Origin of the sequence: Novosphingobium sp. KA1, from assembly GCF_017309955.1 — a bacterium.
Taxonomy (GTDB): Bacteria; Pseudomonadota; Alphaproteobacteria; order Sphingomonadales; family Sphingomonadaceae; genus Novosphingobium.
Genome location: NZ_CP021248.1, coordinates 470,635 through 494,950, shown reverse-complemented (window position 1 = coordinate 494,950; position 24,316 = coordinate 470,635). Strand labels below are relative to the sequence as shown.

The following is a 24,316-nucleotide window of genomic DNA, read 5'->3' as shown; positions in this document are numbered from 1 at the left end:
TCAGCTTCCGCGATAGGTGGAATAGGAAAAGGGCGAGGCTAGCAGCGGGACATGATAATGGCCCCCTTCGCCCATGCCGAAATCGATGGGCACGATGTCGAGGAAGGGCGGCTGCGGCAGGTCGACGCCCAGCCAGCGGAAATAATCCGCCACCGCAAAGGTCAGCCGATAGGATCCGGCCGCCAGGTCCAGATCGCGCAGCGCCGGGCAGCGACCGTCCGCATCGGTCAGCCCTTCGAACAGCAGCCGGTCGCCCGAAATCAGGCGGATTGCCATGCCGGCAGCGGGGCGGCCGTGCATGGTGTCGAGCACATGGGTGGACAGGCTCATGCCGCGGCGTCCGTCCGCGTGGCGCGGGGCGTGGGCAGCTGCGCGGAAAATTCAGGTTCCGCATAGGCGAAATAATCGGCCAGTATCGCCCCCTGATCGTCAAGGAACAGCTGGTCCGCGACCCCCTGCACCAGCCGGGGCAGTGCATGTTTCAGCCCCGAAATCGCCGATGCCGACAGGCCGAAATTGATAAGGCCCGAATAGTTGAAGGCGAACAGGCCGTGCAGCGCGTCTTCATCCTGCGGCGTGCGCGGCAGCAGCTGGAACCCCGTGCCCAGATAGGGGTGCGCATCCAGCACCGCGTCGCGATCCTGCGGCGCGAACCGGTCCGACCAGCGGGCGATGCCCGCCGCGACCGGGCGCAGTTCGGGGCGCAGCGCGGGGTCGGTGGTAAGGCCGGTGGACAGGATCAGGAAGTCGAAGCGCTGCCGCCCCTGCGGCGTGATGACATCCACCCCCGCGCCAGATTCCTCCACATCCAGCCAAGGCGAGCCCAGGTGGAGATGGAAGCCGGGATGGCTGGCCGCGCGCGCGAACGTGTCGTTGGTGGGCGGCTGGTTGCGTTCGAAAAAGCTCTTCATCATCCGATATTTGGCTTCGTCGGCCAGCGCCGGGAAGCGCGGGATGACGCCGTTCGCCTCCAGGAAGCGGATCGGGTTGACGGTGGGCAATTGCTGGCGGCGGACGAAGACATGCACCTCCCCCGCGCCCAGCGACAGGGCATGTTGCGCATTATCGAAGGCCGACGCGCCGCCGCCCAATATCGCGATCCGCCTGCCCGCCAGCGCGTCGAAATCGATGGCCTGAGAGGTGTGGGCATAAAGGTGGCCGGGCAGCTTCGTCACCATGGCGGGCATCTGCCACTGGCCGCCGCCCTGTATGCCGGTGGCCATGACGACCTTGCGCGCCAGCAGCGTTTCGCCATCGGCCAGCGACAGGCGGAACAGCCCGCGCCGCACCGGCTCCACCAGCGTCACCCGGCTGTCGTTGCGCACCGGCAGGCGCAGCACGCGGCGATACCAGCGCAGATAGTCCATCCAGTCGCGCCGGGGGATCTTGTCGATGGCGGCCCAGCTCTGCGGCCCGTGCATCGCCTCCCAATAAGCGCGGAAGGTGAGCGCGGGGATGCCATAGTCGATGGCGGTCAGATGCTTGGGCGTGCGCAGCGTCATCATCCGCGCATAGCTGTCCCACGGCCCTTCCTGCCCCGCCGGATTTTCGTCCAGCACCACTATGTTGGAAATCCGTTCGCGCAGCAGGCCGAACGCCGCGCCCAGCCCGCTCTGCCCGCCGCCGACGATCACCACGTCATGGATATGGGCACCATCCTGCCCGGCGTCCGACATCGAGGTGCGGGTCCAGTCCGCCCCGCCAAAGCCCAGACAGTCCAGATCATGGGCCAGCCGGGCCTCATGCTGTGCCAATGTCATGCCAGATCCTCCAGACGCAGGGCCACGATCTTGCCGATTTCGGCAAGGGCTGTGGCGATTTCGCTTTGTTCGTCATGAGCCAGCCGCTGTTCCATGGCCGCCAATATGCCCGCCTTGTTCGTCAGCCGGACGCAGATGATGAAGGGAAAGCCGAAGCGCGCGCCATAGCGGGCGTTCAGGTCGTGAAAGGCGCGATATTCCTCGGGCGACAACCGGTCCAGCCCGGCCGATGCCTGTTCGGCGGCGGACGCATCGGTCAGCGACCCGTCGATGGCGGCCTTCCCCGCCAGTTCGGGGTGGGCGCGGATCAGCGCCAGTTGTTCGTCCCGGGTGGCGTCGTGCACCGTCTGCATCAGCCCGGCATGCAGATCGTCGAAGGGCAGGCGTTCGGCGGCGCGCTCCACCACCCAGGGGGAATGTTCGAACAGCGCGCCATAGCGGGCGATGAAATCGGCTTTTTCTTCAGTCATGGGGGTGCAGCTCCAGCCAGTGGCGGGCAATGTCGATGCGGCGGGCGACCCAGGCATCGTCATGGGCCAGGACATGATCCAGGAAACGGGCCAGCGCATGGGCGCGGGCGGGCCGTCCGGCGATGCGACCATGCAGGCCGACCGACATCATCTGCCCACCTTCCGCCCGCAGCTGGTCGAACGTGTCGCGCAGATAGCGGAAGAACTGGTCCCCTTCCGTAAAGCCGTTCAGCGCCACCATCTTCATGTCGTTGGCGTCTAGCGTATAGGGCACGATCAGCTGCGCCCGGCCGAAACGCTGGTCATAATAGGGCAGGTCGTCGGCGTAGGAATCCGCGTCATAAAGGAACCCTCCCTCCTGCGCGACCAGCCGGGCGGTATTGGGCGAGGTGCGGCCCTGATACCAGCCGAGCGGCCTTTGCCCGGTCAGGCGGGTGTGGACCTCTATGGCGCGGGCGATATGTTCCGCTTCCCGGTCCGCCGGCATGTGCTGATAATCGATCCAGCGATAGCCGTGGCTGGCCACTTCCCAGTCCGCCTTCAGCATCGCGTCGACGGCGGCGGGATTGGCGGCCATCGCGGCTGCCACGCCAAAAACGGTGACGGGCAGGCCGCGATCCGTGAACAGCCGGTGCAGGCGCCAGAAACCGGCGCGGCTGCCATATTCATACAGGCTTTCCATCGCCATCGCCCGGTCGGCGTGGCTGACCGCGCCGACCATGTCGGACAGAAAGGCTTCGGATCCCCGGTCGCCGTTCAGGACGCTGTTTTCGGCGCCTTCCTCATAATTGATGACAAACTGCACCGCGATCCGCGCGCCGCCGGGCCAGTGCGCGGCGGGCGGGGTCTGGCCATAGCCGATCAGGTCCCGCGCGCTCATCGTGCGTTCCAGGCGTTGAGCGCGGCGTCGACCGCCTCGCCCGGGGGGCAGCCATGCCCTTCCGCCCGCAGCACCGCCTCCAGCGCGCCCAATGTTATCAGTATCTTGTGCTTGCGCGCATTATATCCCATCGCGCCGAACCGCCACACCTTGCCCGCCAGCGGGCCGAAGGCGGTGCCGATCTCTATTTCGAAATCCTCGCGCATGCGGCGGCGCACCCGCTCTCCATCCACGCCTTCGGGAATGTGGGCCGCGGTCACATTGGTCATGCGATAGCGGTCGTCGCCGAACAGCGTCAGCCCCAGCGCGCGCAGCCCGGTCGCCATGGCGCGGCCTGCCGCCGCATGGCGGGCATAGCGCTGCTCCAGCCCCTCTTCCAGCATGATGCGAGCGCATTCGCGCGCGCCATACAGCATGGTGGTCGCCTCTGTATGGTGATTCAAGCGTTTTTCGGACCAATAGTCCATCACCATGCCCAGATCGAAATAGTTGGACCCGATGACGATGCCCCCGCCCTCATCCTCGCCCTCTTCAATGGCCGCGCTGCGCAGGCCCAGTTCGACGCGGCGGCGGCCGTAAATATGCGTCGCCGCGCGATCGGAAATGGTGATGGGGGCCGAACCGGACGATCCGCCCAGGCATTTCTGCAACCCGCCGGTGACGATATCCGCACCCCAGCGGTCCGCCGCCAGTTCCATGCCGCCGATGGTCGCGGTGGCGTCGACATAGAGCAGCGCGCCCGCATCGCGGCACAGCGCGCCCAGCCCGGCCAGCGGCTGCGCCATGGTGGTGGATGTGTCGCCATGGATGGTCGCGACGACTTTGGGCCCGGTCCGGGCGATGGCATCGCCGATCGCGTCCAGCGGCACGACTTCGCCCCAGGGCGCATCCACTCGCGCCACCCGGGCGCCGACCCGCTCCAATATCTCCGTCAGCAGCAGGCCGAAACGGCCGAAATTCACCACCAGCACCGTGTCGCCGGGGCTGACCATGCTGATCAGCGCCGCCTCTATGCCCGCGCGCGCCGTGCCGTTGACCAGAAAGGTCTGGCGGTTCTGCGTGCCGAAGATCGGGCGGTACAGCGCCATCACCTCATTCATATAGGCGGTCATTTCCGGGTCGAACTGGCCCAGCAGATCGGCCGACATGGCGCGCAGCACGCGGGGATGGGCATTGATCGGGCCGGGGCCCATCAGCAGGCGCTGGGGCGGGTCAATCTCTGCAAAGACATTAGGCACGGTGGATATCCTCCAGGGATTTGATGAAGCGCAGCATCGTGCGGGCGGCCAGATCGGCGTCTTCGGGCAGGACGCTTTCGGCCGGATTGTGGCTGATCCCCTCGCGGCAGCGGATGAACAGCATCGCCGTGGGGCAAAGCGCGGACAGGATCATCGCGTCATGCCCCGCCCCCGACACCAGCCGCCGCACCGGCAGCCCCTCCGCCGCCAGCGCGCCGTCCATCAGCATCATCAGCTGCGGGTCGCAGGGGCTAGCGGGCAGGCTGTGCAGCGCGTCGACAGACAGGGTGACGCCGCGCACCGCCGCGATGTGCCCGAAACGCGCGACGATGACATCGGCCAGCGCGGCGCAATCGGCATCCCGCGCGGCGCGCACGTCCAGCGTGAACATGGCACAGCCCGGCACCACATTGGCCGCGCCCGGCCCGGCGGTGACGGTCCCGACCGTCGCCACCCGGTCGCCCCCGGCGGCCAGCGCCTCCTGCTCCGCCGTCAGGATCATCGCCGCCGCCGCCGCCAGCGCGTCGCGGCGCAGCGTCATGGCGGTGGTCCCGGCATGGCCCGCCCGGCCGCCGACCTTTATGCCAAAGCGCCGTTGCGCGGCGATGCCGGTGACGGTGCCCAGCGCAAGCCCGTCGGCCTCCAGCACCGGGCCCTGTTCGATATGCGCCTCCAGATAGGCGAAGGCGCCGGGGTGGCGCGCCTGCCGATAGGCGTCGAAATCGCGGGGCACCGCGGCGCCCACTGCCTCGCCATAGGCGGCCATCGCCTGAAACAGGGTGACGCCATCGGCATCCGCAGGTTCGGTCAGCTGCGCGTCCAGCGTGCCCGCCACCGCCCGGCTGGTCAGCATCGCCAGCGGAAAGCGCGACCCTTCCTCATCCCCAAAGGCGTAGATTTCGACGGGGAAGCGCAGCCTTTCGCCCGCATCGTGCAGCGCCGCCACGCATTCGATGCCCAGCATGATGCCCAATGGGCCGTCATAGCGGCCCGCGTCGCGCACGCTGTCCAGATGGCTGCCCACGATTAGCGGCGGGCCGTCGCCCGTCCCCTCATAGCGGCCGATCAGATTGCCCGCCGCGTCGATCCGCACCGTCATGCCCGCCTGCGCCATCCAGCGCGCGACCAGCTGTTGCGACGTGGCATAGGCGGGCGTCAGATAGGCGCGGTACAGCCCGTCAGCGCTGTCGCTATAGGGCGGCAGACCCAGCCGGTCGCACCGTTCGACCGCGCGCGCGCCGCTCACCATGTCGCCACCGCGCCATCGGAACGGGGGTCGGTCGCGCCCTCGATCAGGCCGTCGGCATGGCGCACGACCGCGCCGGCATGGCCCATGGTGGCGGTAAAGGGGGCCAGCATCTCCACATCATGGCCCGCCGCCGCCAGCGCTGCGATGGTGGCAGGGTCAAAACGGCTTTCCAGCTTCAGCGTGGTGCTGCTTTCGCCCCAGGTTCGCCCCAGCAGCCAGCGCGGCATCGACACCGCCTGCTGCAAGGGCACGTCGAACCAGGCATAGCGGCTGAAGATCGCGGCCTGCGTCTGCGGCTGCCCCTCCCCGCCCATGGTACCATAGGCCATGACCCGCCCGTCATAGAAACGCGCCAGTGCCGGGTTCAGCGTATGGAACGGCTTGCGCCCCGGCGCCAGCGCGTTCCAGCCCTGCTGCGCCAGACGGAAACTGGCGCCCCGGTTCTGCCAGGTAATGCCGGTCTGCGGCAGGACCAGCCCGGACCCGAATTCGAAATAGGTGGACTGGATGCAACTGACCACCTGCCCGCGCGCATCGGCCGCGCCGAACCAGCAGGTGTCGCCCAGCGCGCTGTCCTGCGGCCAGGGCAGCGCGCGCGCCGGATCGATGCGCCCGGCCATCGCCGCCAGCGCATCCCGGTCGTCCAAGATCGACTGGGCTGGAACGGGCATATGGGCCGGGTCGCCGACATGGCTGTCGCGCACCAGAAAGGCCTGTTTCGTTGCCTCGATCAGGCCGTGGAGATGGGCGAACCCCTCCCCCTCCGTCACGCCCAGCCGGTCGAACAGGGCCAGGATCAGCAGCGACGCCAGCCCCTGCGTCGGCGGCGCCGTGTTGTACAGGCGCGCGCCCTTGACCGTCAGGGTCAGCGGCCGGGGTTCGATGGCGCGGTGCGCCTCCAGATCGGCGGCCGTGACCGGGCTGCCCAGCGCGGCCAGATCCGCCGTGATCGACCGGGCCAGCTTGCCGGTATAGAAATCCTGAAGGCCATTGTCGGCCAACATCTGCAGCGTGGCGGCCAGCGCGGGCTGGCACAGCCGCTCGCCCTCCTTCAAAGGGCGGCCGCCCGGCGCGAAAATATCGCCATAAGCGCCGCGCTGGGCAATCAGTTCGGCATGTTTGGCGACCGCAATCTCCGCCCCGCCCTTCGTCACGGCGACGCCCTGCCGCGCCAGATCGATCGCGTCGCGCAGCAGCCGGTCCAGACTGAGCGTGCCGGCATCGCCTGCCAGCGCCTGTTTCCAGCCCGACACCGTGCCAGCGACCGTGTTCGCCGCCAGCGGCCCGCGCCACGGAATGCCCTTCAGCCCGGCATAGAGCGACAGATCGGCGCGCGCGGCCGCCGCGCCGCAGGCGTCGATGGCATGGACATGGCCGTCGGGATCGTGGATCAGCCAGAAACCGTCGCCGCCGATGCCGGTCATATGGGGATAGACCACCGCCAGCGTCGCGGCCATCGCCACGCACGCCTCGACCGCGGTGCCGCCATCCTTGAGAACACTGAGGCCCGCCTGGCTCGCCAGATGATGCGGCGCTGTGGCAAGGCCGTTGTATCCGGATGGTGCGTGCATCATGTCATGGGCGTCCCTGTCAGGCTGATGGCGGAATTTGTGCCGCTGGCGACCGATCTAAAAAAGAACTTATTTTAGTCCATGCCGATGCCGAAATGGGGACAGCAGATAATCCGTTCGAACAGGGAGAGAAGGCTCAAAAAACGTATGTCCCGCCCCGTTTGCAAGTAGGATTTTACGGTGTTCTGATCAGTCTGCGTCAACGTATGCGGTCTCACGGGAGCATCCCGTGGCCAAGATGGACATCCGCACGTCTGGAGCCACAATAAGGGAACCGGCAACAGGTGCCATTTTTTTGCCCGGGCTTTCCAGACGCCGATCGACTGTCAGGCCATCTTCACGATCCTTCCTGCAAACATCGTTGGGCTACGCGCGCAGAAGCACGCAGCCGATCCTTTATGCCGCTGCTGGATAGCCGCGTTCGAAGCTCACTTCTTTGCGAAGGGCTGCCCAAGCGATCCGCGCCAGTTTATTAGCCAATGCGACGACGATTGCGTTGCGATGAACTCCTCGCTCGATCATTCCTGTCAACCAACGTCCCAGCGGGGTTTCGCTGCGCGCCAGTGACGGTAATGCTGCCCGGGCGCCATGGATGAGCAAGGTGCGCAAATAGGTGTTACCACGCTTGGAGATGCCGAGCAGCCGGGGCTTGCTGCCGGTAGTATGTTGCCTGCGTACCAGGCCGAGCCAAGCACCCAAGTCTCGCGCTTTGGCAAAGCTGCTGGCATCGCCCACGGCTGCAATCAAAGCGGTTGCGTTCAATGTGCCGATGCCGGGGATGGACGTGAGCCGCCGGGAAGCCGCATCATTGCGAGCCAGTTCGACAAACTCGCCGTTCAGTGCCTCGACCTTGGTATCAAGTTCGTGCCATTCGGCGCGCAGTTCTCCCACCAGTTGCTTCAAGCGTGGTGATAGGGTCGTATCTTCGGCGGCCAGCATGGCATCAATGCCAGCTCCAGCTTGCGCCGTCCGGCCGGGAAAATGGTCCCCCGCTCCAGCAGGATCGCCCGCAGTTGGTTGATAAGGTTTGTGCGCTCGGCTACCAGGCGGGACCTGACGCGGTGGAGGGTCTGGATGTCCAACTGCTCCTGAGTCTCGAGTTCGACGAAGCGCATCGTCGGGCGCGAGGCGGCCTCGGCAATCCCCTCCGCATCACGATCATCATTCTTCTGCGCTTTGACATACGGGCGTACGTTCTCCGGCGACATCAATCTGATTTCGTGCCCCTGCGCGGTGAAAAGGCGACCAAGGTAGTGGGCACCGCAGCACGCTTCCATTGCAATCACGCAAGCCGGAAGCTTGGTTACGTAATCGATAAGTGTCTGTCGGCGCATCGACTTACGCACGATGACAGCGCCTGCTGCATCAACGCCTACGACACTGCAGGCATTCTTGCCCAAATCAACGTCAAGGATCACAATAGACATCGGTCCGCTCCTTTCCTTTTCAAGCACCAGCATCATACCCGATGCCGGGGAAAAGGGGCGGGCCATCCCATAAGGAGCGGACAGCGATGCCTCGCCGTCCGCCCCCGCAGGCGCCATGGAACGTCTGTTTCAGCAGGTCAGGCCCAGCGCCCGCAACGCCTTGCGATAGGAAACGGACGAGCGGTCGGCCGCGAAATGGGCTTCTTCCTCCAGCTCCAGCGGCAGGTCCTCTGGGCATTGCGCCTCCACAATGGCCTGATCCTCCGCGAAGATCTGCGCGTTGAAGGCGTAGACATCCTCGACCGATCCGGTGCGGTCGAAATTGCGCACCAGCGGCACATAGAGCATGGTTTCCCGCGCCGACACCGGGGTGGCGATGTTCATGATGCGCAGCACGCCGTCATTGGGAAAATCGACCGTCAGGAAGGCGATATAGGGCGGATGGACGTCGAAGATCCGGCGCCAGATGAAGCCTTCGGGTTCCAGATGCTGCAACGGCTTGGGGAAATTGCTGACATCGCTGACATAGATGCTGCGGAACCCATAGTCGGTCTGCCGGGTCTGGTAGAGCGGCACGACACTGTTTTCGCGATCGGCAAAGGCCTCATGATGGATCCAGGCGAAATGGGCGACGTCGATAAACCCTTCCACCTGCCGTCCGGGGGCGGCCTTAATCGGCACTGGCGGACAGACGATGGGCTGGAAATCGGGCGCGCCGAATTCGGGAAAGTCGGGAATGTCCGTCAGCGCATTGTCGGGGTCCAGGCAGGTCCACACCAGCCCATAGCGTTCGACCATGGGCAAGGCGGTGGCGCGGAACCGGTCCGACGGCACGACATTGGGCTGGGCCGGAATCTTGACGCAGCGCCCATCCGCCGCAAAGCGCAGGCCATGATAAGGGCAGACCAGATCGTCGCCCTCCACCCAGCCCATGCTGAGCGGCACCCCGCGATGGGGGCACAGGTCGCGCGCGACGCTGATGCCCGACGTGGTGCGATAGACGACCAGCTTGACGTCCAGCAGCTTCGATTTGACCGGGGCGTTGCCGATATCCTCGACGCGCGCGATCGGAAACCAGTAGCGGGACAATATTTCCCAGTCGCCCGGCGCATAGGTGCAGTTGCGCGGCCGGGTGACGCGGGCGGGACGGGCCGCGACCGGCGGCGGCATATCGTCCCGTTCCTGCAACAGCGACGGCGCCTGCGTCATGCGGGAACTCCCAGATAATTGATGCGGAAGGCATTGCCGTCGGGATCGCGCAGCACCGACTGATACCAGCCATAATAGGTCTCGAACGGTTCCTTCACGACCTGCGCGCCCAGCGTGACGGCCTGCCGGGTCAGTCGCTGCACCTCTTCGGGCGAATCCACGTTGAAGGTCTGGAACACGCGGTCGCCCGGCTCCGTCTGCGGCGCCATGCCCAGCAGTTCATAAGCGCCCGTGCCGCTGAAGCCCAGCGACGTACCGCCCGCGGCAAAGCCCCGGAAGATGGGCGAGCGGCTTTCCAGATATTCCTCCAGCCCGAACAGGCTGCTGTAGAAATCGGCCAGCCGGTCGATGTCGGCGGTGAAGATATTGGTATAAGCAAGAACAGCCATTATTCGATCCTTCACGCCGCGAGGCCATAGGTCTTGCGGTACATTTCCGCGATATGATCCCCCACCGTGGTGTCGGGATAGGTGGGGACGCCGCCTTCGGGCAGGCAGGTCGGCGCGCAGCTGACCTTGTAGAAATAATTGGGGTCGAAGAAGGTCGGCACCGAAAAGCGATCCCGGCCGCTATGGTTGTTGAGCACCCGGTGCATGTTGGCGTGGTACAGGCCGTTGGTCAGCACCCGCACCATTTCGCCCAGGTTGATGACGAAGGTGCCCGGGATCGGCGGCGCGGCGATCCATTCGCCCGCCGCATTTTCAACCTCCAGCCCGCCGACATCGTCCTGCAGCAAAATGGTGATCATGCCCCAGTCGATATGCGCGCCCGCGCCGATCTGGTTATAGGCGGCGTTGGCGGGCTGCGGGCCGTATTTCAGCAGCCGGCTGTTGAACAGCGGCTCCTTCAGCCCGTCGACGAAATAATCCTCCGGCAGGTCGATGGACAGGGCGATCAGGCTCATCAGATGGCGGCCGACGCGAAACATCTCTGCCACATAGGCTTCATAGCGGGCGCGAAAGCCATCGGGCTTTTCCGGCCACAGATTGGCGCCGCAATTGGGCACGCCGTCGCGCACATAGGGATGGTCTTCGTCCAGATCGACGCCGATCAGGAAACCTTCCTTCAGGTCCGGCGGCGATCCGTCGTCCAGCGTTTGCAGGCCCGGCGCCTCGTAACCGCGGGTGCAGGTCGAATATTTGGCATCGACCTTCGCCTTTTCCTCCGGCGGCAGGTCGAAGAAGCGGCGCGCCAGATCCAGCTGGCCGTCCATCATCGCCTGGGGCACGCCATGGTTGGCGATGTAGAAGAAGCCGGTGTCCCGTGCGGTCTTGTGGATTTCCCACGCAACCGCCTTCTTCGCCGCCAGGTCGCCGGACAGGCTGGGCCCCAGGTCGATCACGGGGATCGTCTCCGCAGGCTTGGGGGGCGTGTAGACGATCATGTCAGGCGGCCTCCGCTTCCTTGAACTTGGGCGTGTCGTTCATCTGGTCCATCTTCATTTCCAGATGTTCCAGCGACGTGGTGCGCGCATATTTCGGCGCCTTGTCGATGGCGCAGGTCGGGATGCATTCGATGACCGCGTCATAATTGGGCTGGTGGAAGAAGACGAGCGACTGGCGGCGGCTGCCCACGCCCTTGTCGCGCGGCGGATTGACGACGCGGTGCATGGTCGACACCCATTCGTCATTGGTCCATTGCGCCATCAGGTCGCCCAGGTTGATGATGAACGCGCCCGGCACGATGGGCACCGCTTCCCAGCGGCCGTCGGCAGTCAGCACTTCCAGCCCGCCGGGCTTGTCCTCCGTCTTGAGGATGGTCAGGCCGCCATAATCGGTGTGCGCGCCGGCGCGCAGCTGGCCATCCTCCAGCGCTTCGGGCTGGTCGGGATAGTTGCTGATGACCATGTTCGTGATGTGCCGGTCGATCTTGTCCGCGAACCAGTCGGGCGACAGGTTCAGCGCGCGGGCGCACAATTCCATCAGCAGCGCGGCCAGCTTTTCCATCTCATGATAATAAGTGACGATGGCGGGCTGGAAGGCGGGCACGTCGGCATCGGGCCAGATATTGGGCTGGAAGATCCGGCGTGCGGTCGGCGTGGTGAAATAGGGGTCGCTTTCGTCCAGGTCGAAGCGGCCGATATTATAATATTCGCGATGGTCGGGCTTGGCCTCTTCCTCGCCGATGGTGCTGGCGAGGTTGCCGGTCTCTATCCCGAAATAGCCGCGATAGACGGCCGGGTCGGGCGAGCGATATTTCCCCTTTTCCGGACCCGACAGGTCGAACAGCGCCCGGCTGGCGGTGGAGGCGGCCTCGATCGCCTCGGCCGGGACGCCATGGCCCGACACCACCAGAAAACCGATGCTGCGCGCGGCGGCGCCGACCTGTTCGGCCACGGCCTGTCGGTCCGCTTCGCTGCCCGTGCGCGCGGGGGTCAGGTCGATGATGGGAACCACGCTACCGTCAAACTTCATTTCAGCCTCCTGCGTGGCCGGCATGGGGTGCCGGCACGTGTTGATTGTGGATGTCGGATTCCCCGGCAAAAGCGCTGTCCGTTGCGCGCCCGGTGCCAAGGATGATGTTGAGCAGGATCGCCGTGACAATGCCCAGCAGCACACCGCTATGGGTGAAGGGCGCCAGCGCAGCCGGGGCCGCGGCGAAGAAACGGTCGGAAAAAGTGGGGATCAGGCCCACGCCCAGGCTGATCGCGACGACCAGCAGATCCTCGCGCGAGCGGTCCAGCCCCGCCGCCGCGAGCGAACGGATGCCCGACGCCGCAACCATGCCGAACAGCACCAGCGCGGCCCCGCCCAGCACGCTGGGCGGCACGGCGGCGACCAGCGCGGACAGCCGGGGGAACAGGGCCAGCACCAGCATCATCGCGCCCGCGCCGACGCAGACGAACCGGCTGCGCACCCCCGTCATGTTCACCAGCGCGATATTCTGAGCATAGGATGTATAGGGAAAGCTGTTGAACAGGCCGCCAATGACCGCGCCCAGACAATCGGCGCGCAGCCCGCGCGACAGGTCGCGCGTCGTCACCGGGCGATCGACCATGTCGCCCATCATGGTCAGCATGCCGCTGGATTCCACCAGCGTGATCAGCAGCACCACCACCATGGATGCGATGGCCGCCGGGTCGAACAGGGGCAGGCCGAAATGGAAGGGCGTGACCAGTTGCAGCACGGGCGCGGCGGCGGCGCTGGAAAAATCCACCAGCCCCATGGCCGCCGCGACGGCATAGCCCGCCGCCATGCCAGTCAGGATCGCGCAATTGGCCAGGAAGCCGGTGCCCAGCCGCGTCACCAGCAAGATCACCGCGACGGTGCCGCCCGACAGCAGCAGATGGACAGGCGCGCCATAGTCGGCGGCGCCCTGCCCGCCGGCGGCCCAGTCCACCGCCACGCCCATCAGCGACAGGCCGATCAGCAGCATGGCGGTACCGGTGACGGTGGGGGTCAGCACCCGCCGCAGCCGTCCGACCAGCGGAACCAGCGGCAGGACGATCAGCCCGGCGGCGATGGCCGCGCCATAGACGCCCGGCAGGCCCAGACCCGGCTGGCTGGCGATGGCGATGGCGGGCATCACGCCCACGAAGGTCACGCCCATGATGATGGGCAGGCGAATGCCCACCCCGCCCCGGTCGCCGCCCCGGCCCAGACCCAGACCCAGACCCAGACATTGCAGCAGCGTGACCAGCCCGCAGGCGAACAGGTCGGCGCTGACCAGATAGGCGGTGTCCTGCGCCGACAGGTGCAGCGCGGAGGCGACCAGCAGGGGCACGGTGATCGCCCCTGCATACATGGTCAGCACATGCTGGAAGGCCAGGGCCCCCAGCGCCCCCGCCGGCGGGACATGGTCCACCGGATGGGGCAGGACGCGATCAGAAGTCATATTTCACCGATGCGATGACCTGGCGCGGCGGGATGTACATGTCGCTGGTCGTGAAGCTGCCGAACGGGTTGGAATAGCGCGAGGCGATGCCGTTCCTGTCGAAGATGTTCGACACGGTGACGCCCAGCGTCCAGCCGCTGTCCTGCGGGGTGAAGGCGAAATTGGCGTTCACCTGCGTATAGGCGGGCACCACGTCGCGGGCGCCGTCGTTGAAGATGCGATACTGGAACTTGCCGCGATAGATGAGTTCCGCATGCGATTTGAGCGTGCCCAGCGAACCGATGTCCAGCGTGTGGGTCGCGCCGACCGCGCCCTGCCATTTGGGCAGTTTGGGCGGCACATTGCCGTTGGTGTTGCGGGTCTGCTGCGCCCGCAGCGCGATGGTATAGGCATCGAAGGGGCCATAACCCAGCGCGGCGGCGGCCAGCGTGGCGGCATGGGCGCGGGACGGGTCCAGCGTGATATAATCGCCCACCAGTTCGCCATCGAGATAGGTGACATTGCCATCCAGCTTGAGCTTCCCGGTCAGTTCGACCGTGGCCTCCGCCTCCGCACCCCAGATCCGCGTCTTGGGCACGTTCGACACGCCGCCCTGATAGGGGATCGGATCCTCCATCTGATATTGCAGATTCTTGTAGTCATAGAAGAAGGCAGCGGTGTTCAGCGTCACCCGGCCGTCGGCAAAGCGGTTCTTCGCGCCGATCTCATAGGACCAGACATATTCCGGCTCATAGGTCAGCGGCACCAGCAACGGCGTGCTGTTGTTGCTGACGCCGCCCGGCTTGTACCCGCGCGAGATGCTGGCATAGACCATGTTGCGCGGGGTCAGTTCGAAATCGACCTCGCCCTTGCCGGTCAGCGCATTTTCGCTGGTTTTCGCATGCACGGTGGGCCCGAAAATATCGAACAGCGTGCTGTTGCTGCTCTTGAAATCATCATGGGCGTAGCGCAGCCCCAGCGTCGCGCTGACCGTGTCGGCCAGCTTGTACTTGGCCTGGGCAAAACCGGCATAGCTATAGCGCTTCTGCCGACTGTTGAGCGCATAATCGAGATTATAGGGATAGTTGGCGAAGGTCAGCGGCAGGGTCAGATTATAGACCGGGTTCGCGTCCGTGCCGCGATATTCCAATATGTCCTGGCCCAGCTTCTGATAGAGGAAATAGGCGCCGGCAATGTAGCTGAGCGGCCCTTCGCCGTTCGAAGTCAGGTTGAATTCCTGGCTGAAGGCGTCAACGCTGTTGTTCCAATAGGGCTGGGCATCATAGGCACCGGTCTGGGCATAGGTGGACCGGTCGACGTCGATCTGGTTGTGGTTGCGCGTCGTCTGGTAGGAACTGAGCGACTTGAGCGTCGCAAAGCCCATATCATATTGCAGGTCGGCATAGGTCAGGAAGAAGTCGAGCTTGTACTTGTTCGCATAATCCTGGGAAATGCGGCGCGGATCGGTGTCGATATCGTCGACATTCTTCTGCGCGGCGCCATGTTCGTCGGCGTTGAAATATTGCGCCGTCAGCTGGGCGGAAAATGTGTCGGTCGGTGTCCACAGCAGTGAAATCTTGGCCGAAATACGGTCGGCATCGTCCAGCCCGTAGCGGCCATAGGCCGGGCTGAGGCCGGTCTGGCGCGCGAAACCCTTGTGATAATAGCGCTGCACGGTGCCGCGCACGGCCAGCGTGTCGCTGATCGGGACGTTCAGCGTTGCGGTGCCGCGCACCAGATCGTAATTGCCCAGTTCCAGCTGGGTCGATCCGCTGAGCGCCTGGGTGTCGGGCCTGGCGGCGATGGCGTTGATGATGCCGCCGGTCGCGCTCTGGCCGAAGACGGTGCCCTGCGGGCCACGCAGCACCTCTACCCGCTGAAGGTCCAGGAAATCCTGTTGCAACGCATAGGGGCTGACGACATAGACGCCATCGATGTGGAAGGAGGTGCCGGGCTGCGCGCTCAGATTGTCGGACGCTTCATAGCCCACGCCACGGATCGACACGACCCGCACAAAACTGCCGCTGTTGGCGATGGTCAGGCCCGGCACAAAGCCGTTCATGTCGATCAGCTGGGTGATGTTGGACTGGGCCAGAGTATCGGCTGAAATCGCCGTGATCGCCAGCGGCGCGCGCTGAAGCGTGGTCTGCTGCTTTTCGCCGGTGACGATGATCTCACCCTCGGCATAGGCGCTATCCTCTGCCGCGCCCCCGGCGGCGGGTGCCTCTGCTGCATGGGCGGCGACCCCTGCGCCCAACAGGACGGATATCATGGTGCTGGCCAGAAACGTCGATTTCAACCGCAGATTCAACATTCACATACCCCCTTTTCGACAGGACGACCGGCTGATCGCTCTTTGATTCGCCCTCTCGATTTTGCCGTTGCACAAAATCTGCCATTGAAACCTGTGCTGATCCATCGCAGATTATCGCAATGACTGTTCGCATAATGAGAACAGTTTAGACGGAGACTTCCTCATGCTCCTCAGCCGGGCTGCCCTGTATTTCGACGAAGTCGCCCGGCGGGGCGGGCTGCGCCGCGCGGCCGATGTGCTGCACATCGCCCCGTCGGCGGTCGACCGCCAGATCATCCAGCTGGAGGAGGAAATGGGCACCCAGCTGTTCGAACGCACCCCCACCGGCATGCGCATGACGGCGGCGGGGGAATTGCTGATCGACGGGGTGCGCCGCTGGCGTCGCGACCTGCAACGCATCCGGTCGGAAATCGACAATCTGGTCGGGCTGCGCAGGGGCAGCGTCGTCATCGGGCTGGTCGAGGGCGCGACGGAGTTCATCGCCGAGGCGGTCGCGTCCTTCCAGCAACGCTATCCCGCCATCCAGTTCCGCATGGAGGTGTTCGGCGCGCAGGGGGTGATCGATCAGGTGATGGCGGGCGACATCGATGTCGGCGTGACCTTCAACCCGCCCAATAATCCGGTGATCCGGCTTGACCGGACGATGATCTATCGACTGGGGCTGGTGGTGCATCCCGACCATCCGCTGGCCGGCCGTAAGGAAATATCGCTGGCCGAATGCGCCAGCCATCCGCTGATCGTGCCCAGCGAAACATTGTCGCTGCGCCGCGTGTTCGACATCGCCTGGGGGCGCCATGTCGGGGGGCCGCCCCGCGCCGTGGCGGAAGTCAGCAGCATCGGGCTGATCAAGTCGCTGACAATGCGCGGTGCGGGGGTGGGATTGCTGACCGCCTTCGACGCGATCAGCGAGATTCAGGCGGGCAGCCTGATCTTCGTCCCGTTGTCCGACGAGCGGATCGACCTGTCCACGCTTTCAATTGTCAGCGCGTCGGGACGGACGTTATCAGTTCCAGCTTCCCTGCTGATTCAGCATCTGGCACAGATAATGGACCAGCAAGGTGTTCCTGTAATCTAGGGTCAGAACGGCTTTGATGATGTGACCGCCCCCCGACGGCATTGATGTGCGAAGGTGGGGCTGGAACGATCCACACAGGAGAGCGGTCATGTCGGAGATTATCACGGTCGGGTGTCAACGGCGGAGCAAAAGTCGGCCATTCGGCGGCGTAAAACCAGGCCATCGTGTTACATGCCGGGGGGAGTGGCGTGAGGGCGTAGCCCGAGGGCCACTCCCCCCGGCATTGGTGTAATTTTCAGGGTCTGGTTTTGGCCTTGCGGGCCCGGCTGTGCGCGAGGCGATAGCTTTCGCCGTTCATCTCGAGGATGCTGACGTGATGGGTCAGGCGATCGAGGAGCGCGCCTGTGAGACGCTCAGATCCGAAGGTTTCGGTCCATTCGTCGAAGGGCAGGTTGCTGGTGATGAAGGTGGAGCCGCGTTCGTAACGCTGGGAGATCAACTCGAACAACAGTTCGGCGCCGGTCTTGGAGAGCGGCACAAAGCCCAGTTCGTCGATGATGAGCAGCTTGTATCCGGCCATCTGCTTCTGGAAGCGCAGAAGACGAAGACGGCGCTCGTCGCGGGCCTCCATCATTTCGCTGACCAGCGCTGCCGCGATGGTGAAGCCCACCGACAGTCCTTTCTGGCATGCTGCCAGTCCGAGCCCCAACGCTACGTGCGTCTTTCCGGTGCCTGATGGCCCCAGAGCGATGGCGTTCTCACGCCGCTCGATCCACTCGCACCGCGCCATCTCGAGCACCTGCATCTTGTTGAGCCTGGGGATGGCGGCGAAGTCGAAGCTGTCGAGGCTTTTGACGGCGGGGAAGCGCGCGGCCTTGATGCGCCGCTCGACCATACGACGCTCCCTGTCGATCATCTCCATCTCGACGAGACGGGCGAGGAAGCGGATATGATCGACGCCTTCAGCGGCACATTGCCGGGCAAGCTTGTGATGCTCTCGCAGGCACGTAGGCAGCTTGAGTGCCTTGAGATGGTGAGCGAGAAGGATCTCCGGAGCCTGATCGCTCATGCGGCCTCCTGCCTGTCGGACAGCAGGCTCAGATAGGCTCTGGCAACGGTCTTCTCGACCGTGGTGCGTGGGAGGAAGGGATAGACGTCCAGGTCCAGCCTGGGCGGCACGCGTTCGACCCGGCACAGGACGAGGTGCTTGACGGCATCGAAGCCGATGGCGCCAAGATCGATGGCCTGTTCCACCGCCGCCTGAAGATCGGCGAGGGTGAACGTTTCCAGCAGGCGCAGCACCTGAACATATTCGCGCCTGCCATGTTTGTGCATGCGCCCTTCCATCAACCGCTGCAGTGTCGTGAACGCTTCGGGCAGATCCCAGTCCTGCAAAGGGGCGGCCTGGTCGAATGCGTTGATCTTCTGCTCGATCAGCGGGAGATAATGGAGCGGGTCGAAGATAACCTCCTCGCGGGCATAGCAACGGGGATGACGGGCTATGACTTCGCTGCGGCAACCGATCACCACCACATCGACATAGGCCCTGATCCAGACCTCCTGATGGCCCCAGGCCACCGGAACCGAATAATCGTTGGTCTTGTAGCGCACCAGCGATTGCGAGGAGACCCGCCCGCCGGTCTGATCGCAGGCCTCGAAGGGTGTAGCGGCAAGAGGCTGCATGGCGGCAAGATCGCGCTGCAGGCGCTCGCCGATCGTCTCGCTCTCCCCGCGCACCTTGTCCTGCTGGCGCTTGCGGCATTGCTCCTCCAGCCACAGGTTGAACGCCTCCCAGGTCGGGAACTTCGGGATCGGGACCATGAAGTTGCGCCGGCAATAGCCTACCAGCCCCTCCACATTGCCCTTCTCGTTCCCCTTGCCGGGGCGGGCATAGCGGTCGCGGATCACGTAATGTGACAGGAAAGCGCTGAACAATGTTGCACGCTGCCGCGTGCCGTCGGGCAGGATCTTCGCCACAAGGCAGCGATCGTTGTCATAGACGATCGAGCGCGGTACCGCGCCGAAGAACGCGAAGGCATGAACGTGTCCGTCCACCCAGGCCTCCGCCACCGCCGCCGGATAGGCCCGCACATAGCAGGCATCACTGTGCGGCAGATCGAGCGCGAAGAAGTAGGCCTTCTGCTCCACCCCGCCGATCTCCACCAGCGCTTCCCCGAAATCGGCCTGCGCATCTCCCGCAGGGTGCGCCAGCGGCACGAACATCTCCCGGCTGCGCTGTTCGCGCTCCCGGATGTAATCCTTGATGATCGTATAGCCGCCGGTGAAACCATGCTCGGTGCGCAAACGGTCGAATACCCGCTTCGCCGTATGGCGTTGCTTGCGCGGGACACTGCGGTCACCCTCAAGCCATCCATCAATGATCGCCACAAACCCGTCCAGCTTCGGGCGCTGCGGTACGGACTGGCGCCGGTAACCCGGCGGCGATGAAAACGACAGCATCTTGCGTACCGTATCGCGCGACACATTGAAACGCTTCGCCGCCGCCCGTTGGCTCATGCCATCCGCGCAAGCCAGACGGACCTGAAGATAAAGTTCCACGCTGTAGATCCCCACACTTCCTTGACTCGGCAGAAAGGCTTCAAGGTGGACGACTTTTACGCCGCCCGCAGCAGGACTATCCCGCCGCTACCGTGGTCGAATATTGCTCCGCCGTTCTCAAAGCATGGAGCAGTGCTGCGCACCGCTGCGCAAGCTGTCGCCCAGGCCCAGGCTCTGGCAGAGCTCCACACAGGAGATGTCGAGGGCTCTGGCGTCGATGGCTTTCTCGAGAGGCGGCGAGAAGACAGCGGCGAATAACGGCCGCACGACGGGTCATGTGTGGTCGGCACGCACGCGCCCATCCAAGTCGCTCGAGTGGAAAAATGGTGTGTCAACGACCGGTCGGTCCGCTTATGACTGGGGCTGGGACATTGCCGACATTCGCACGTGACATTCCGAACGGCAGTTGCCGTCCTAAGCCGACCTAGCAGGATCGCCCGGTCGGCATCCCAGGCGGACAGAACTGGGCCGGTAGCGAACACACTACCTCTGCCTAATATGGTCAGCAGAACAGCAGAAATTGGGCTGGCTAAGGACTGCCCGGTTTTAGCTCGCCAACGCATCATGGTGGTCGTTCCACGAACTGCCCCATTTCGGCCGTTGCGCGACCTTTTACACACTCGTGCCCACCAGATTCCCGATTGCGGCTGTAAGCCCCATCGCCAGCGCGCCCCAGAAGACAACGCGGGACACCGGGCGCAGCGGTTTGGCTCCGCCGGCTTTGGCGCCCACCGCCCCTAGCAGTGCGAGGAACATGATCGAGCCCACGGCCTGCCCCGGCACCACCAGCGCCATCGGCAGCAGCGCCGCTAGCACCAGCGGCAGGGCGGCTCCGGCGGTGAACGTGCCGGCAGAGGTGAAGGCCGCCAGCACCGGGCGCGCCTCAGTCATGGCGGTGATGTGCAATTCGTCGCGCGCATGGGTGCCCAGCGCATCGAAGGCGGTCATTTGCTGGGCTACCTTCCGGGCGGTTTCGGGATCGACGCCGCGGCTTTCGTAGATCCCCGACAGTTCGGCCAGTTCGGCATCGGGTGCGCTGGCCAGCTCCTGCTTCTCCCGCACCATGTCCGATCGCTCGGTATCCGATTGCGAGCTGACCGAGACAAACTCGCCCGCCGCCATCGACATGGCTCCTGCCACCAGCCCGGCCACGCCCGCCACCAGGATTGCAGGGCGGTCCGCGCCTGATGCCGCCACTCCCAGGATCAGGCTGGCGGTGGACACGATGCCATCGTTCGCCCCCAGCACGGCGGCGCGCAGCCAGCCAATCCGAGATATGAGATGCTGTTCGGTATGCGGTCTCATGCGTCGCCGTCCTCCTCCCGTCCGGCCGCCTGCAGCAGCGAGGTATCGATTAGTTCATCCACGAACAGTGCCAGCAGCGCTGTGTGCGATGTGACGCCGGCCTTGGCATAGATACGCGCCAGTTGCGCCCGTACCGTGCCCGCGGCCGTAGCGCGCAGGGCGGCAATCTCGGTCACGTCGCAGCCTTTCAGCGCGAACAGCGCCACATCGGTCTCAGCCGGAGTCAGTTGCCATTGGGCAAACCGCAGCTGGACCAGCTGGATCAGCGCGCCGCGGGCGACCGCCACGGCAGCCTCGTCCGCCCGGGCGGCGGCGATCAGATGGCGAATCTGGATCGCGCCGAGCACCACCGATACCAGAAGGGCTACGGCAGCCAGCCCTTCCACGATTAGGTGGCCATCGGCTTGTTCAACGGCCAGGTCTCCCGCCAGGTCGGCCAGGAAGAAGGTGGCAGCGAGTGCCTGTAGGACCACGACGATGGTCATCGCCGCGGCCCGGTGTTCCAGCTTGCGTGCGCGCTCTTTCATGGGCCCAGCTTATCGGCGGCGGGGCAGCATCGCCAGCACGACTTGCTGTCCACTGCGCCGCGTTTCGAACACCACACCGGCGATGTGCAGCACGATCAGCACGTATAGCAGGTTCACCGCGATTTGGTGCAATTCCTCCATTCCGCCGTCTTCGTGATTTTCGCGACTCTCGCCGGCTTCTCCGGCCCGCTCGCGCTCCTCGCCATATTCGGCAGAGGCATAAGCAGCCGGATGGCCTTCTCCGCGGCTTACGCCCTGCGGGGGGAAGCCAGCCATGGCAACGCCGGAGGCTATGATGACGCCCAGACAAGACCAGATGGCATAGACCATCAGCGCGCCCAATGGATTGTGGCTGGCGTGTTCGGTCTTCTCACCCCGGCGAATTTTGCGCACGTAGCGCAGCGCGCGGGCCAGATTGGGCGGGAAGGCGGTAAAGCGCGCCTCGGCCGGGCCGACCAAGCCCCACAGCAGGCGCAGCGCCAGTATCGCCGCCAGCGCATATCCCACCCATATATGGGCGGCGCTGCCTTCCTCGGTAAACAGCGCGTTGGCAAGGATGGCCAGAACAATCGACCAGTGGGTCAACTTGATCAGGGGGTCCCAGTTTCTCTTGGCGGCAGGGGCGGTCATGGTACCGGTCTCCTTGGGATTTGATGCTAGCGACCGACTGGTTGAAGGGACGGGGAAGCATCACGCACTAGCCGCTGACCAGCCCCATCTGGTCTGACGGGGCGCCCCGGGGAATCAGTCCCGCGCTTACAGGCGCGACGATAAGCGCGTGCTTAGCGAAGGCGCGATCGAGTTTCGTCCTTCCTATCGCCTTGCAGACGATGGCGGATGACTTGCCACGGCATCGCGCGAACGGCCGCTTTCGGGCTCACTCGCGGATTCGCTCAATGTCTGAACAGGGCGAAAGCTGACTAGCCGCTTTGTAGCGCACTATTGGCAGCTTCTGTCAAAAGCGGGCGTCCATGGTCGCTGTGGTGAACGACCGGGACTGGTCGACACGAGCCGAACAGCAAATCCTGAGCATCTCTATCGGCGAGCGTTCTGCAGATGGCCAATGTGGCCATAGGAGAGCGATCATGGAGATGTCTGAAACAAAAGTCACCGCCGCCAAGCGCCCGGTTTGGAATGCCGGAAGGACCGTGGGTGCAAAGCGGGCTCTCAAGCCGAAGCAGATTTGGGAAATCCGATTCTATCTCAATCAGCGCCGCCGCCTGCGAGATCGTGCACTGTTCGATCTGGCGATCGACAGCAAGCTTCGGGGTTGCGACCTGGTGCAGATAAAGATCGGCGACCTTGTCAGCGGCGGCCAGATCCGAACGCGGGCAATCGTCATGCAGCAGAAGACCGGACGGCCCGTTCAATTCGAACTACTGCCAGATGCTCGAGCCAGCTTGCTGGCGTGGCTTGAACGCCGGGGCGGCACAGTGGACGATTATGTGTTCCCGAGCCGGGTCGATCACAATGGGCATCTGAGCACACGGCAGTACGCTCGGCTTGTCGACGAATGGGTGACAGGCGTCGGCCTGATGCGGAGCGAGTATGGTACGCACTCACTTCGCCGAACGAAGGCATCGATCATCTACAGGGCGACCGGCAATCTACGGGCTGTCCAGATCCTTCTCGGCCATAGCAAGATCGAGAACACGGTGCGTTATCTTGGGATCGACGTGGAAGACGCACTCGCACTTGCCGAGAACACCGAGATCTGAACCTGCTGGCGCCCGTGCCCGTGCCGGGCACGGGCGCTGGGACTTTTCTGCCTTTCCTATGCCGTAGGATGAAGGTCAGCTCCTGCCAGAAGCCGACATTTGACCTCGGGCCACGCAGGGCGGCGGTATGACTGCAACTAGCATGAATACGGGTCTGCAAGCTCAATCACCCGGCTCTGCTACTCCCACGAGATCACGCCGTCCACCGAACGCCAGCTCGCTGGCTGGATCATTTTCTCATGAGCGATTCGGACTGACCTTATCTCCGCCTCGATCTCGCGCCGCCAATGCGCGAGGAAATCGAACAGCACCGGAAAATCCGGTGCTGCATCGTATTCCTGCCAGGCATAAATCTGCAGGAGCGAGGGGTGATCCGGCATGAAATAGCAGATTTCTGCCGTGGTCAGCCCGTATCCTTCCAGTTGAACCAGGAAAGCGCGGTCGGTCATTGCAGTGTGGGCTGGCTGTCTGGGCCGTCGAGCGAGCGCAGTGCCGCGAATACATCGTCAACGGAAACCGGGTCTTTGAGTTCGGGAGGCTGGCGCATTGCAGGATGATTTTCGACGGCATGCCGATCGGACGCCCAGGAAGCCAGCATGGCTCGCTTCACTTCGGGCTCAAGCGAGGGATGATGCGCTACATCGAGCGGATGCAGGTAGCGCGCGAATGGTTGCGACATAGGAACATCCTCCTTTCTGCCTTGCCGCTGATCACTCACTGCGGATTGCTCCGCTCACCATATTTTGTGAGTCCATTTCAGACCGTCAAGACCCTGATAAGGCGTACGGAAAGTGCCCATTGGCAGTCGCAATCGGCGAGTGCCAAAAAATTTGGTTTGGACCTCTTGAAGCCGTTTTCAGCAAAACTAGATCGCGCACTGCCTCCTGCCGATCATCCGGGGGAGGCGCTGTAAGTCATTTCGCTTTGTAATGGAGGTTATGCATGCATTTCCGACCTTTGCACGATCGCGTGCTGGTTCGCCGCATCGAGGCCGAAGAAAAGACGGCCGGCGGCATTATCATCCCCGACACCGCCAAGGAAAAGCCGATGGAAGGCGAAGTCGTCGCCGTGGGCCCTGGTGCGCGTGACGATTCCGGGAAGCTGGTGGAACCCGCCGTCAAGGCAGGCGACCGCGTCCTGTTCGGCAAGTGGTCCGGCACCGAAGTGCGGATCGATGGCGAGGACCTGCTCATCATGAAGGAGAGCGACATTCTCGGCATCATCGAAACAACCGCCGAACTCAAGAAGGCGGCGTAAGCAA

Annotated in this window: 23 protein-coding genes and 1 pseudogene; 3 read left to right on the top strand and 21 right to left on the bottom strand. The window is 64.3% G+C overall.

The features are described 5' to 3' along the window. The 14 genes and pseudogenes from uraH to CA833_RS20000 all read right to left on the bottom strand — a co-directional run bounded on the left by uraH (position 1) and on the right by CA833_RS20000 (position 15,889). Positions 1-330 (bottom strand): hydroxyisourate hydrolase, encoded by a 330-nt coding sequence (gene uraH / locus CA833_RS20065; protein WP_207080934.1) that lies wholly within the window; start codon positions 328-330, stop codon positions 1-3. Then, complete coding sequence (locus tag CA833_RS20060; RefSeq protein ID WP_207080933.1) at positions 327-1,760, bottom strand: NAD(P)-binding domain-containing protein; 1,434 nt, start codon at positions 1,758-1,760, stop codon at positions 327-329. The genes uraH and CA833_RS20060 overlap by 4 nt, the downstream gene beginning before the upstream one ends. Further along, on the bottom strand, positions 1,757-2,230 hold the full coding sequence (gene uraD, locus CA833_RS20055) for a 2-oxo-4-hydroxy-4-carboxy-5-ureidoimidazoline decarboxylase (protein ID WP_207080932.1): 474 nt from the start codon (positions 2,228-2,230) through the stop codon (positions 1,757-1,759). Before uraD ends, CA833_RS20060 begins: the two co-directional genes overlap by 4 nt. Continuing rightward, entirely contained in the window at positions 2,223-3,110 is an 888-nt protein-coding gene (gene puuE / locus CA833_RS20050) for an allantoinase PuuE (RefSeq protein ID WP_207080931.1), read from the bottom strand. The genes uraD and puuE overlap by 8 nt, the downstream gene beginning before the upstream one ends. After that, the gene (locus CA833_RS20045) at positions 3,107-4,303 is read right to left on the bottom strand and encodes an alanine--glyoxylate aminotransferase family protein (RefSeq protein WP_207081234.1); all 1,197 of its coding nucleotides are present in this window, start codon (positions 4,301-4,303) and stop codon (positions 3,107-3,109) included. Before CA833_RS20045 ends, puuE begins: the two co-directional genes overlap by 4 nt. Before the next feature lie 37 nt (positions 4,304-4,340). Beyond that, complete coding sequence (locus tag CA833_RS20040) at positions 4,341-5,597, bottom strand: allantoate amidohydrolase (protein ID WP_207080930.1); 1,257 nt, start codon at positions 5,595-5,597, stop codon at positions 4,341-4,343. Continuing rightward, positions 5,591-7,171, bottom strand: a complete 1,581-nt coding sequence (locus CA833_RS20035) for a gamma-glutamyltransferase family protein (protein WP_305082438.1) — start codon at positions 7,169-7,171, stop codon at positions 5,591-5,593. The genes CA833_RS20040 and CA833_RS20035 overlap by 7 nt, the downstream gene beginning before the upstream one ends. Before the next feature lie 393 nt (positions 7,172-7,564). Continuing rightward, positions 7,565-8,595 (bottom strand): annotated as a pseudogene (locus tag CA833_RS20030) (IS110 family transposase). Between the two features lie 129 nt (positions 8,596-8,724). Next, a complete protein-coding gene (locus tag CA833_RS20025) occupies positions 8,725-9,804 on the bottom strand; it encodes a Rieske 2Fe-2S domain-containing protein (protein ID WP_242526556.1) in 1,080 nt (359 codons plus the stop codon). Next, entirely contained in the window at positions 9,801-10,193 is a 393-nt protein-coding gene (locus CA833_RS20020) for a VOC family protein (RefSeq protein WP_207080929.1), read from the bottom strand. The genes CA833_RS20025 and CA833_RS20020 overlap by 4 nt, the downstream gene beginning before the upstream one ends. Positions 10,194-10,204: 11 nt before the next feature. Then, a complete protein-coding gene (locus CA833_RS20015; RefSeq protein ID WP_207080928.1) occupies positions 10,205-11,188 on the bottom strand; it encodes an isopenicillin N synthase family oxygenase in 984 nt (327 codons plus the stop codon). A gap of 1 nt (position 11,189) precedes the next feature. Then, positions 11,190-12,218: an isopenicillin N synthase family oxygenase gene (locus CA833_RS20010; RefSeq protein ID WP_207080927.1), complete on the bottom strand. Its 1,029-nt coding sequence runs from the start codon at positions 12,216-12,218 to the stop codon at positions 11,190-11,192. A gap of 1 nt (position 12,219) precedes the next feature. Further along, positions 12,220-13,638, bottom strand: a complete 1,419-nt coding sequence (locus CA833_RS20005; RefSeq protein ID WP_242526555.1) for a nucleobase:cation symporter-2 family protein — start codon at positions 13,636-13,638, stop codon at positions 12,220-12,222. Beyond that, a complete protein-coding gene (locus CA833_RS20000) occupies positions 13,628-15,889 on the bottom strand; it encodes a TonB-dependent receptor (RefSeq protein ID WP_207080926.1) in 2,262 nt (753 codons plus the stop codon). Before CA833_RS20000 ends, CA833_RS20005 begins: the two co-directional genes overlap by 11 nt. A gap of 205 nt (positions 15,890-16,094) precedes the next feature. Between CA833_RS20000 and CA833_RS19995 the strand changes: the two genes are divergently transcribed. After that, positions 16,095-17,006: a LysR family transcriptional regulator gene (locus CA833_RS19995; protein WP_207080925.1), complete on the top strand. Its 912-nt coding sequence runs from the start codon at positions 16,095-16,097 to the stop codon at positions 17,004-17,006. A 235-nt stretch (positions 17,007-17,241) separates the two neighbouring features. Here CA833_RS19995 and istB read toward each other — a convergent pair whose 3' ends face one another. The 5 genes from istB to CA833_RS19970 form a co-directional block, all read right to left on the bottom strand. After that, complete coding sequence (gene istB, locus CA833_RS19990; protein WP_207080924.1) at positions 17,242-18,015, bottom strand: IS21-like element ISSsp5 family helper ATPase IstB; 774 nt, start codon at positions 18,013-18,015, stop codon at positions 17,242-17,244. Next, the gene (gene istA / locus CA833_RS19985; protein ID WP_207080923.1) at positions 18,012-19,505 is read right to left on the bottom strand and encodes an IS21 family transposase; all 1,494 of its coding nucleotides are present in this window, start codon (positions 19,503-19,505) and stop codon (positions 18,012-18,014) included. The genes istB and istA overlap by 4 nt, the downstream gene beginning before the upstream one ends. 612 nt (positions 19,506-20,117) lie before the next feature. After that, entirely contained in the window at positions 20,118-20,810 is a 693-nt protein-coding gene (locus tag CA833_RS19980; RefSeq protein ID WP_207080922.1) for a VIT family protein, read from the bottom strand. Next, positions 20,807-21,337 carry a hypothetical protein gene (locus CA833_RS19975; RefSeq protein ID WP_207080921.1) on the bottom strand — a complete coding sequence of 177 codons (531 nt, stop codon included), beginning with the start codon at positions 21,335-21,337 and terminating at the stop codon, positions 20,807-20,809. Before CA833_RS19975 ends, CA833_RS19980 begins: the two co-directional genes overlap by 4 nt. Positions 21,338-21,346: 9 nt before the next feature. Next, positions 21,347-21,967 carry a cytochrome b/b6 domain-containing protein gene (locus CA833_RS19970; RefSeq protein WP_207080920.1) on the bottom strand — a complete coding sequence of 207 codons (621 nt, stop codon included), beginning with the start codon at positions 21,965-21,967 and terminating at the stop codon, positions 21,347-21,349. A 455-nt stretch (positions 21,968-22,422) separates the two neighbouring features. Between CA833_RS19970 and CA833_RS19965 the strand changes: the two genes are divergently transcribed. After that, on the top strand, positions 22,423-23,055 hold the full coding sequence (locus CA833_RS19965) for a tyrosine-type recombinase/integrase (protein WP_207080919.1): 633 nt from the start codon (positions 22,423-22,425) through the stop codon (positions 23,053-23,055). A gap of 179 nt (positions 23,056-23,234) precedes the next feature. Here CA833_RS19965 and CA833_RS19960 read toward each other — a convergent pair whose 3' ends face one another. Continuing rightward, a complete protein-coding gene (locus CA833_RS19960) occupies positions 23,235-23,504 on the bottom strand; it encodes an usg protein (protein ID WP_207080918.1) in 270 nt (89 codons plus the stop codon). After that, positions 23,501-23,734 (bottom strand): hypothetical protein, encoded by a 234-nt coding sequence (locus tag CA833_RS19955; RefSeq protein ID WP_207080917.1) that lies wholly within the window; start codon positions 23,732-23,734, stop codon positions 23,501-23,503. The genes CA833_RS19960 and CA833_RS19955 overlap by 4 nt, the downstream gene beginning before the upstream one ends. A 263-nt stretch (positions 23,735-23,997) precedes the next feature. On the opposite strand from CA833_RS19955, the gene groES reads away from it, so the two are divergent. Further along, positions 23,998-24,312, top strand: coding sequence for a co-chaperone GroES (gene groES / locus CA833_RS19950; protein WP_188822545.1), 315 nt, complete (start codon positions 23,998-24,000; stop codon positions 24,310-24,312). The last annotated feature ends 4 nt before the right edge of the window (positions 24,313-24,316 follow it).

Coding starts and splice junctions, on each gene's coding strand:
- puuE (WP_207080931.1), bottom strand. CDS start 3,110: ATGAGCGCGCGGGACCTGATCGGCTATGGCCAGACCCCGCCCGCCGCG.
- istB (WP_207080924.1), bottom strand. CDS start 18,015: ATGAGCGATCAGGCTCCGGAGATCCTTCTCGCTCACCATCTCAAGGCA.
- CA833_RS20060 (WP_207080933.1), bottom strand. CDS start 1,760: ATGACATTGGCACAGCATGAGGCCCGGCTGGCCCATGATCTGGACTGT.
- uraD (WP_207080932.1), bottom strand. CDS start 2,230: ATGACTGAAGAAAAAGCCGATTTCATCGCCCGCTATGGCGCGCTGTTC.
- CA833_RS20025 (WP_242526556.1), bottom strand. CDS start 9,804: ATGACGCAGGCGCCGTCGCTGTTGCAGGAACGGGACGATATGCCGCCG.
- CA833_RS19980 (WP_207080922.1), bottom strand. CDS start 20,810: ATGAGACCGCATACCGAACAGCATCTCATATCTCGGATTGGCTGGCTG.
- CA833_RS19960 (WP_207080918.1), bottom strand. CDS start 23,504: ATGACCGACCGCGCTTTCCTGGTTCAACTGGAAGGATACGGGCTGACC.
- CA833_RS19995 (WP_207080925.1), top strand. CDS start 16,095: ATGCTCCTCAGCCGGGCTGCCCTGTATTTCGACGAAGTCGCCCGGCGG.
- CA833_RS20035 (WP_305082438.1), bottom strand. CDS start 7,171: ATGATGCACGCACCATCCGGATACAACGGCCTTGCCACAGCGCCGCAT.
- CA833_RS20015 (WP_207080928.1), bottom strand. CDS start 11,188: ATGATCGTCTACACGCCCCCCAAGCCTGCGGAGACGATCCCCGTGATC.
- CA833_RS19955 (WP_207080917.1), bottom strand. CDS start 23,734: ATGTCGCAACCATTCGCGCGCTACCTGCATCCGCTCGATGTAGCGCAT.
- CA833_RS20045 (WP_207081234.1), bottom strand. CDS start 4,303: ATGGGCCCCGGCCCGATCAATGCCCATCCCCGCGTGCTGCGCGCCATG.
- CA833_RS19970 (WP_207080920.1), bottom strand. CDS start 21,967: ATGACCGCCCCTGCCGCCAAGAGAAACTGGGACCCCCTGATCAAGTTG.
- CA833_RS20010 (WP_207080927.1), bottom strand. CDS start 12,218: ATGAAGTTTGACGGTAGCGTGGTTCCCATCATCGACCTGACCCCCGCG.
- CA833_RS20040 (WP_207080930.1), bottom strand. CDS start 5,597: ATGGTGAGCGGCGCGCGCGCGGTCGAACGGTGCGACCGGCTGGGTCTG.
- CA833_RS20005 (WP_242526555.1), bottom strand. CDS start 13,638: ATGACTTCTGATCGCGTCCTGCCCCATCCGGTGGACCATGTCCCGCCG.
- CA833_RS19965 (WP_207080919.1), top strand. CDS start 22,423: ATGGAGATGTCTGAAACAAAAGTCACCGCCGCCAAGCGCCCGGTTTGG.
- CA833_RS19975 (WP_207080921.1), bottom strand. CDS start 21,337: ATGAAAGAGCGCGCACGCAAGCTGGAACACCGGGCCGCGGCGATGACC.
- groES (WP_188822545.1), top strand. CDS start 23,998: ATGCATTTCCGACCTTTGCACGATCGCGTGCTGGTTCGCCGCATCGAG.
- CA833_RS20020 (WP_207080929.1), bottom strand. CDS start 10,193: ATGGCTGTTCTTGCTTATACCAATATCTTCACCGCCGACATCGACCGG.
- uraH (WP_207080934.1), bottom strand. CDS start 330: ATGAGCCTGTCCACCCATGTGCTCGACACCATGCACGGCCGCCCCGCT.
- CA833_RS20000 (WP_207080926.1), bottom strand. CDS start 15,889: ATGATATCCGTCCTGTTGGGCGCAGGGGTCGCCGCCCATGCAGCAGAG.